Here is a 9009-nt window from a genome sequence, read left to right as displayed (position 1 = left end):
ACAATTAAGGTTGACCAGAATTTCACAGCACTTACTAGATTTTTAAACATGGTAATTTCTTTTTACTAACTGATTGGAACTTTTACAGGTTTTAATCCACTTGAACGATAGATTTGCTTGCCATCCACGAAAATCATAAAACCTTTTCCTTTATTATATTTTTTCCCGTTTTTATCCCAAATTAAGGTAACTATTTTATCGTGATAAGTCAAATTATCCAGGGCAAACCAGTCCCATTGGTTTTTCGGAATTAGAGGATAGATTTCCAAAATATTGTCTTCACGTGGCTTCAGGCCAATTAAATCATTTATAATTAAATCATTAAATGTAGAGTGATTATAAAAACTACTTCGTGGATTATCGCCTTTTAACCATTCTCCTGTTTTTTCGTCCTGATATTCACCGATGTAAGGTTTGCCATTTTTAACATGAGATGCGGCATACTGATGCAATTCTTTATAGAAAACCTTCGCATTCATTTTGCCGTGATTTTTGTAATTCGTTAACAAATTTGCTAGCCCTTTTATGGTTTGTGAACTGGCGAAAGGCCAAAGTGCGCCATCCCATTCGCAGCTGTGTCCGGTGCCACGGGTTCTGAAAGTTGGTTCTCTCCGCTCTGCGGTAGTTAAACCCCATGGCGCTTTGAAGCCCGCTGTATCAAGTAATTGATTCCAGGCTTTCGCATATTCAGCTCTATCATCTGGTAAATTAAAATCCCAGGGAGTAAAACCGATTGCTTCACGCACATTGGATGAACCGCCTTTTGCTTTTCTGGTTTCAAAAAAAACTTCAGAGGAATTCCAAAGGCTATCCTGAACGAGTTTTTTAACAGCTGCAGCTTTTGCCTGGTATTTAGAAACCAAAGCCTGATCGTTAAACATCTGGCCAATTTTAGTTAAGGCGATGGCGTTCCCATACATGTAACTGTTAATCGTTGGCCTTTGGTTCTGGTCCTTTCTCGAACCACTCACCGATTCTTCCATCCCATCTTTTACATCGTGCTGCCAGAATAAACCATTTTTAAGCTGTCTTTCTGTTTCCCATTTTTCGTAGTCTTTATCTAACGCAGGGAGAATTCTTTTAAAAAGCGCTGATCAGGTTTGACCAAATAATTCTGATAAACGGCATCATCCACCCAGCTGCTAAACTGATGAAAACGCTGTTTCGACTGACCAACATCGGCTTTATACAGCCAGAATTTAATGTAATCTTTCAGGTAGCTATTATCTTTTAGCCAGCGGCCTTCGTAGATGTGATGCCCTAAAGCACAGCTGATGGAATTATATTTACCAGCATGTTTTACCGGCTCAATAAATTCTGTGAAAATGAATCCTTCAGGAGATTTGACTAAATGTTTGCGGAAAGTCCACCAACGGTAATAATAGTTTTGTTCCAATACCGAATCGGGGCATTCGAAAACAGGTGCCTGATCGGCCAGCCAGTTAAACGCCTCAGTATTTGGAATATAATTCTTTACAGCTTCATCATCAATAGAATTGAAATAAGTAACATATTTATTTAGTTTCTCATTACCAATGATTGATTTCTCCTGTGTAAAGCCAGTTAATGCCACAACCGACAATGAAACCGTTGCTATTAAATTTCTTGTATTTCTCATTATTCGAATAACCAATCTATATCTTTACCTCTACCATCTAAACCAGCATTGAAGATACGCAGTTCCTGCTTATCATCAATAAATCCTAACACCAAACATTCTCCCTTGCCTAAATTTAAAGTATGTGTTCCGGCAGGGAAAGAATACGCATGGACATTTGCTGGTGGAAATCCGTTTAATACTAAAGCATTTGAAATTTTAATTTCAGATTGTCCGTAATTATTGGCGCTTGCATCAGTTTCCAATTGTGGAGGTGCCAAATATTTCGAATTTTTTTGAGTAAAAAATCCTACCAGTAATTTAACAGGAACTTTGGTAGAAAACTTAATTTCTGTGCCTACTCTTACCTGTTTCTCTTTCGAGATTTTAATCCCTTTTAAACCCACCAACTGCTCAGCAACCTCCTTAATTTGAACACTGGTATCAGCAAAAACTTCAACATTTTTGTTGATGAGATAAGTTCCGGTTTCGTTTAAGACCTTAACATCTGCTGGTTGATAAGGAATAATTTTCGCTGCAGTAGCGCCATTTAAAGATTTCAATGAATCAATGCTTTTTTTGAAATGATTTAGCTCTTTGGTGAAAACCGGCAACATTTCCTTCCAGTGAATAAAAGTTTTATCCACACCCCTCATCGGGATTTTGCGCTGCTTAGTCTGCATGCTGTTGGCATATAAATAATTATCTTCTGTTAGCTTAACCAGCTTCGCATAATGATCTACACTTTTTTGTAGAAATGGCAAAGCTTGTTCTAAATCTGCCACTTGGTTAGAATATTTGAAGCGTAATATCCAAAGCGCTGATTTTACTTTTTCAGCGTAGAAGTTAGCCATTTCATCATAGCAATACATGTCGTTTTTCAGGCGGTTAAACTCTTCAACATCTTTGGTGGCTTTTACCTTTTCAATAGATGCTAACGCTTTTTTACCATGTTCTACAACTTCTTTTGCTACCTGAACCGGGGTTTCGCCAATGTGCCCCTGCTTTTTCCATTCCTTCTCGGCATACTCAATAATCATTTCACCTTCAGGCGCTTCCGATTCGTACATTAAAGTAAATAAACCGTAACGAAAAGGATTGATCAACTGGGTCATCAACATGCCCAAGGTAAGTGTTTGACGGTTACCATCCGTAATTCCATACCTGCGTAAAAGCTTTGGCGAAATTTCTCCTGATTCTTCGTATGCATTCAGAATTGATTTTCCATCCGCAAGGCTTGAACCATATTTATCTGCAAGTTGCTTACCCCAATAGTTAATTTCTTCAGGACGCTCTCTTTCCGATTTCCAGGCGTAACGGGCCCATTCTTTGTACCAAATCCAATCGCGATCTACCTCTAAAATTCTTCCTTTCACATCATCGGCAGCATAAGGCCAATCCCAATAACTGTGTTGCGGATACAAATGCAAACCTTTGGCATTGTAAATTTTATTCATCGCTTGCACTGATTTTTGAATAAAATCGGCAGAGCCATATCTGAAAGGCTCCAGATTAGCCAAAATATGAACGTTAGAAATATTTACGGTGCCTATAGCGGCAAGTTTTCTGTTCAGATCTGCCCAGGCGCCACGCGGTCCGTAAGTGGTTAGTGCCTCGCCGTTAAATTTATTTTCGGTATAAAGATTTTTGTAAAACGGCAAAGCGGCTTTCATTACGGCTGGTGCATCGGTATCATGAGCACGTAAAACGATTGGTGGCTCCTCTTTAATTCCAGCAACCTTTAATCCATCCTTTACACCAGGAATAATGGTTTTGGTGAACCAGTCAATATCGTCCTGACCAACACCTTCCATCGCCTCACCTAAAGCAACCATTAAACCTACGTTTGGATATTTTGCCACAAAAGCAGCGATTGATTTCTGTGTATAATCCGCAATTAAAGGAATAATCGGGCGATTACGATCCTGTGTTTTCAATCCATGCTTATCGGCAAAAGGTTTTGGTATGATGATGTTATAAAACATCTGAATTACCCAGATGCCCCGTTTATCAGCCTCTTGAGTTAGGAAACGAAAAATTTCTTCATTTTTTTTTCAAGGTTGCATCATCAACCTCCACAGCATAAGGATATTCTTTAAGCCTAAGCAAAGAAGAAAACGGATGCCCGTTCCATAAATAAAGTGAATTGTAACGGTTATCCACCATCATATCCAAATACTTTATCCACAGCTTTTTATCGTATAACCAAGGAAAAGACTCCTCAGTATATGGGTATTCATAAACATCATGACCCGGAAGATAATCTGGTTTTTGTAAACCAATACAGGTTCCCCGCAATACCATTTCAGGATGATCGGTTACTGCTAGTTTAGCTGGCAGACTTTTATTTTCGGCAATTCTGTCGATTAAATCAAGGCAGCCGTATAAAGTACCAGAATGGTCGGCACCAATTAAATAAAAATTACCACTGGCATCAGTTGATATGAAAAACCCCTCTTTTCCTGCGGTTAGAGCCTTCTTTTTGATATCCTGGGGAATTTGTGCTGAGAACACTTTATCATCAGCCGCAGCGACCACAATACTGTTTTTACCTTGAGGCAGCTTTTGTTTATAATCCACTACAGTTAGCTTGATGGTATATCCATTTTTTTTGAAGTTCCTCCATTAAGCGCTTTGCGCCAAATAACACTCGTTGTCCGCTTTGCGATGAAACATAAATGGTTTTGGATGGTGCTAAAGATTCTGCCGATTGTACAATGGTTTGATTAATAAAAAACAGGAAAATAAAAATCAGAAAATTTCTCATTCAATTTGGTGATTGTAGAAACCTTGTTAAATATGGTTTCTGATGATATTTGGTTAAATTGTTTATTTAAATATAAATAAATTATTCAAATATAAGTAATATAGCGTTTTGATTTTGTAATATTTCTGCAAGGTAAACCCTGAAAGAAGCCAATCAGTTAGGTTATGATAAGATAAAGCAATGTTTAGACAATAATCGAAAGTTTTTAATCAAGATTATCTGCTTAATTTGTATGTTGATAATTTAAATACATCTAAGCAAGACATAGATGATGTTTTAAAATCATCAATCTTTTAACCAAATGATCAATAATTTCAACCGAATAAAAATATATGTTTTCATTACAAAATAAACGAGCTGTTGTTACCGGAGGCGGTAGCGGAATTGGCAAAGCTATAGCAACAATTTTAGCCCGGCAAGGTGCTGAAGTTTACATTATTGAACTAGGAAAAGAACAAGCCGAAACGGCTTTAGCTGAAATTGAAAGCACTGGCGGAAAGGCCTTTAGTTATGCATGTGATGTTTCTGATCATGAAGCAGTTAACGATGTATTCAATCAGATTGGGCAGATTAATATTTTGGTTAACAATGCCGGCATTGCGCACATTGGTAAAGCAGATACAACGGAAGAATCTGATTTTGATCGCGTAATGCGTGTTAATGTTAAAGGTGTTTACAATTGTTTATATGCCGCCATTCCAAAGCTTAAAATGGCCGGTGGAGGTGTCATCATCAATATGGCTTCCATTGCAGCTTTAATTGGTTTGCCCGATCGTTTTGCCTACAGTACGGCAAAAGGCGCTGTGAAAGCCATGACCATGAGTGTTGCAAAAGACTATATTGGTGAAAACATCAGGTGTAATTCTATTTCGCCGGCTCGTGTGCATACGCCTTTTGTAGATGGATTTTTGCAAAAAAATTATCCTGATAACATCGACGAAATGTTCGAGAAATTATCGAAAACGCAACCTATCGGCAGGATGGCTAAACCTGAAGAGGTTGGCGCACTGGCGTTATACCTTTGCAGTGATGAAGCATCTTTTATTACGGGATGCGATTATCCTATTGATGGCGGTTTTACTACATTAAACAACTAATACAACTTTATAAATACATATAAAAATGAAATTAATACGATTTGGCGAACCAGGAGCTGAAAAACCAGGAATTATTGTAGATGGAAAATATTTCGATGTTTCATCATTAGTAACAGATTACAATGAGGCCTTTTTCGGTGGTGATGGTTTGGAAAACTAAAAAAGATATTGACTCCGCTGACTTACCAGAGGTTGATCAAAATGTTCGTTTAGGTGCTGCACTGGCTCGTCCTTCAAAAATTATTTGCGTAGGATTAAACTATAAAGATCACGCTGCAGAAACCAATGCACCAATTCCTGCTGAACCAATTTTATTTTTCAAGGCTACATCGGCAATTGTTGGTCCGAATGATGATTTAGTTATCCCAAAAAACAGCAAAAAAACGGATTGGGAAGTAGAATTAGCCATTGTAATCGGTAAAAAAGCAAGTTACGTGTCTGAAGAGAATGCTTTGGATCATATTGCTGGTTATGTTTTGCATAACGATTACAGCGAGCGTGAATTCCAACTGGAAAGAAACGGCCAATGGGTTAAAGGAAAAAGCTGCGACACATTTGCCCCTATCGGACCATTTATCGCCACACAAGATGAAATTTCTGATGTACACAACCTTCGCCTTTGGTTAACCGTTAACGGTAAAACTTTACAAGATGGAAATACCTCGAACTTAATATTCAACGTTCCTTTCATGATATCTTACATCAGCCAGTTTATGACTTTATTACCCGGAGATGTAATTACCACCGGAACCCCAGCTGGTGTAGGCTTAGGACAAAAACCAGACCCATGGTACCTAAAAGCCGGCGATGTAGTTGAATTAGGTATCGATGGGTTAGGAAGCAGTAAACAAGTTGTGAAAGCTTACAGTGAAAATTAATATGAAAAGATACTGCTTTACGCTCGATTTGATCGAAGATGACGAACTTATTGCTGCATATAAGCAGTATCATGAAGCCATTTGGCCTGAAATTGTAGAAAGTATCAAATCTTCCGGGATAAATGACATGGAAATTTACCTTTCTGGAACCAGATTGTTTATGATAATGGAGACAAATGATACCTTCTCATTTGAGAATAAGGCAAAAGCCGATCTTGAAAATCCAAAAGTTCAGGAATGGGAAACATTGATGTGGAACTACCAAAAAGCTTTACCCAACGCCAAACCTGGAGAAAAATGGCGTTTAATGGATCAAATTTTTAAACTATAAACTATTTTTATGATTGATGCTCACGTACATTTCTGGAATTTTGATCCGGTTAGAGATAGCTGGATTACCGATGAAATGAATGCCATACAAAAAGATTTCTCTCCAAAAAATCTGATTCGAACCTACAATGATCTTCAAATCTCAGGATGTGTGGCAGTTCAGGCCAATCAATCAGAAGAAGAAAACGAATTTCTACTCACGCTAGCGGAGCAGAATGAAATGATTAAGGGAATTGTTGGCTGGATAGATCTCAAAAATCCAAACTTACAGGGAAGATTAAACTACTGGAACAATTTCAAAAAAATTAAAGGTTTTCGCCACGTACTCCAGGCTGAAACAGCTGAATTTATTCTGGATCAAGATTTTATTGCCGGCGTAAAACAACTAAAAGATTTCGGTTACACTTACGATTTACTTTGCTACCACAACCAGTTAGACAGCATCATTAAGATGGTTGACCAGATCCCTGATCAACCTTTAGTTTTGGATCATTGTGGTAAACCTGATGTAAAATCACAAGACTTAAAAAGCTGGACGGCGAATATCAAAATCCTTGCTCAAAATCCAAATGTGCTTTGCAAGGTTTCTGGATTACTGGCCGAAGCGGACTGGAAAAACTGGAAAGAGATTGAAATTTTTAACTGTTTTGATGTCATATTCGAAAACTTTGGTTGCGAGCGGATCATGTACGGAAGCGATTGGCCGGTGATGTTAATCAGTCGCCCCTATCAAGATTGGTTTAATCTTGTTTGGAAATACGCAGAAAGGTTTAGTGAAACTGAAAGAAAATTAATTTTCGGCGACAATGCCAAGACTTTTTATAAACTGTAATAACCATTCTGTAGCGAGTTCAAGCTCATTGCTGACGATCGAGTAATTGGCTACCTTATCTTACGATCAAAACATAGCAGATAGAACAGGACGGATAATTTAAATTTAAATGTTAGTTTTCGCTTCCAAAATAAAGATCTGACCAATATAATATTTACATATGAGTAAAAAGATTGCATTCCCATACCATCCGCAATACCCATCCGTAGCCGACTTAAGAAAAAAAGCGAAATCAAGAATTCCGAAATTTGCGTTTGACTATTTAGAGGGTGGTTGTAATGAGGGACTTAATTTAGCCCGAAATGAAAACGATTTCGACAATATCTACCTTAAACCAAACTACTTACGTGTTGGTGGAGATATCGACATGTCTGTTGAATTATTTGGCCGTCGTTACAGCGCACCATTTGGCATATCGCCAATCGGCTTGCAAGGTTTAATGTGGCCAAATGCCCCAGAAATTTTAGCAAGAGCTGCCGCTAAAGCAGATATTCCTTATACATTAAGTACCGTATCTACCAGCAGTATCGAACGCATTGCCGAGGTATCTGATGGAAAAGCCTGGTTTCAATTATACCATCCAACAGAAAATAGTTTACGAGATGATATTCTAAATCGCTTGAAAGCTGTCGAATGTCCGGTATTAGTTGTCCTCGTAGATGTACCTGCATTCGGTTTACGTTACAAAGAAATTAAAAGCGGATTGTCGATTCCACCTAAAATGTCAATCAATAATATCTTGCAGGCTTTTGCACGTCCCTTGTGGGGAATTAAAACCTTGCAACACGGCATTCCATCGTTCGCTACATTAAAACCTTACATGGAAAAAGGAATGGATATGTCGCAACTGGGACAGTTCATGAACAAGACTTTTACCGGAAAGGTTGATATTGAAAAGGTTTCAGCCATTCGAGATCTATGGAAAGGGCCTTTGGTATTAAAAGGAATCGCAACTGATGAAGATATGCAGGCGGCCATTCAAATTGGTGCTGATGGCGTAATTGTTTCCAATCATGGTGGCAGACAAATTGATGCAGGCGAATCCTCCATTAATTCACTCATTAAGTTGGCTAACAATCCGTTATACAAATCGAAATTGAAGATTATGTTGGATGGTGGTATTCGTTCGGGTGTTGATTTGGCAAGAGCGCATGCCGTTGGCTCTGAGTTCAACTTTATGGGCCGACCTTTTATGTATGGCGTTGGCGCTTTAGGCAACGAAGGCGGAGATCATACCATTAACATGTTTAAAACTCATTTATACCAGATCATGCAGCAATTAACCATTGAGAAAGTAGCGCAATTTCCTGATCGTTTGTTGGCGCCATAGAACCCCTAAATCCCCTAAAGGGGACTTTCCATGGAGCAGATAGCATCTGCAACAAAATGAGATTGCTTCAATCGATGAAAAATTGATTTCGCAGAGCCGAAAACGCCAAAGAACCCCTAAATCCCCTAAAGGGGACTTTCCAAGAGGCAGATAGCATTTTCAACTAAATGAGATTGCT

8 protein-coding genes and 2 pseudogenes are annotated in these 9009 nt (G+C 38.4%); 5 read left to right on the top strand and 5 right to left on the bottom strand.

The genetic code is table 11. The annotated features are described in order from the left end of the window. Nucleotides 1-65: 65 nt before the first annotated feature. From ON09_RS26920 to ON09_RS25485, 5 genes and pseudogenes are all read right to left on the bottom strand, one after another. Nucleotides 66-269 carry a glycosyl hydrolase family 65 protein gene (locus ON09_RS26920; protein WP_394358229.1) on the bottom strand — a complete coding sequence of 68 codons (204 nt, stop codon included), beginning with the start codon at nt 267-269 and terminating at the stop codon, nt 66-68. Nucleotides 270-389: 120 nt separating this feature from the next. Then, nucleotides 390-1618: pseudogene (locus ON09_RS26915) on the bottom strand (MGH1-like glycoside hydrolase domain-containing protein); the annotation flags it as partial. Then, entirely contained in the window at nt 1618-3582 is a 1965-nt protein-coding gene (locus ON09_RS20180) for a hypothetical protein (RefSeq protein ID WP_051010244.1), read from the bottom strand. The pseudogene ON09_RS26915 and the gene ON09_RS20180, both read right to left, overlap by 1 nt. Nucleotides 3583-3640: 58 nt before the next feature. Continuing rightward, entirely contained in the window at nt 3641-4177 is a 537-nt protein-coding gene (locus tag ON09_RS25490; protein WP_051010243.1) for a hypothetical protein, read from the bottom strand. After that, the gene (locus ON09_RS25485; protein ID WP_010602880.1) at nt 4167-4364 is read right to left on the bottom strand and encodes a hypothetical protein; all 198 of its coding nucleotides are present in this window, start codon (nt 4362-4364) and stop codon (nt 4167-4169) included. Before ON09_RS25485 ends, ON09_RS25490 begins: the two co-directional genes overlap by 11 nt. A 332-nt stretch (nt 4365-4696) precedes the next feature. Between ON09_RS25485 and ON09_RS20170 the strand changes: the two genes are divergently transcribed. The 5 genes and pseudogenes from ON09_RS20170 (at nt 4697) to ON09_RS20150 (ending at nt 8831) form a co-directional block, all read left to right on the top strand. After that, on the top strand, nt 4697-5461 hold the full coding sequence (locus ON09_RS20170) for an SDR family NAD(P)-dependent oxidoreductase (protein ID WP_010602879.1): 765 nt from the start codon (nt 4697-4699) through the stop codon (nt 5459-5461). A 25-nt stretch (nt 5462-5486) separates the two neighbouring features. Beyond that, nucleotides 5487-6339 (top strand): annotated as a pseudogene (locus ON09_RS20165) (fumarylacetoacetate hydrolase family protein). A gap of 1 nt (nt 6340) precedes the next feature. Continuing rightward, the gene (locus tag ON09_RS20160) at nt 6341-6670 is read left to right on the top strand and encodes an L-rhamnose mutarotase (RefSeq protein ID WP_029204509.1); all 330 of its coding nucleotides are present in this window, start codon (nt 6341-6343) and stop codon (nt 6668-6670) included. A gap of 9 nt (nt 6671-6679) precedes the next feature. Then, the gene (locus tag ON09_RS20155) at nt 6680-7501 is read left to right on the top strand and encodes an amidohydrolase family protein (RefSeq protein ID WP_010602877.1); all 822 of its coding nucleotides are present in this window, start codon (nt 6680-6682) and stop codon (nt 7499-7501) included. Between the two features lie 160 nt (nt 7502-7661). Next, complete coding sequence (locus ON09_RS20150) at nt 7662-8831, top strand: alpha-hydroxy acid oxidase (RefSeq protein ID WP_010602876.1); 1170 nt, start codon at nt 7662-7664, stop codon at nt 8829-8831. Nucleotides 8832-9009: the final 178 nt, after the last annotated feature.

The sequence above is a fragment of the Pedobacter agri PB92 genome, assembly GCF_000258495.1.
Taxonomy (GTDB): Bacteria; Bacteroidota; Bacteroidia; order Sphingobacteriales; family Sphingobacteriaceae; genus Pedobacter; species Pedobacter agri.
Note: the sequence above shows the minus strand (reverse complement) of the source record. Positions and strands in the feature narration are given on the sequence as shown.

What these genes read in the sequence shown, in the direction of transcription:
- ON09_RS20160 (WP_029204509.1), top strand. Translation starts at nt 6,341, where the DNA reads ATGAAAAGATACTGCTTTACGCTCGATTTGATCGAAGATGACGAACTT.
- ON09_RS20150 (WP_010602876.1), top strand. Translation starts at nt 7,662, where the DNA reads ATGAGTAAAAAGATTGCATTCCCATACCATCCGCAATACCCATCCGTA.
- ON09_RS25485 (WP_010602880.1), bottom strand. Translation starts at nt 4,364, where the DNA reads ATGAGAAATTTTCTGATTTTTATTTTCCTGTTTTTTATTAATCAAACC.
- ON09_RS20180 (WP_051010244.1), bottom strand. Translation starts at nt 3,582, where the DNA reads ATGTTTTATAACATCATCATACCAAAACCTTTTGCCGATAAGCATGGA.
- ON09_RS20170 (WP_010602879.1), top strand. Translation starts at nt 4,697, where the DNA reads ATGTTTTCATTACAAAATAAACGAGCTGTTGTTACCGGAGGCGGTAGC.
- ON09_RS20155 (WP_010602877.1), top strand. Translation starts at nt 6,680, where the DNA reads ATGATTGATGCTCACGTACATTTCTGGAATTTTGATCCGGTTAGAGAT.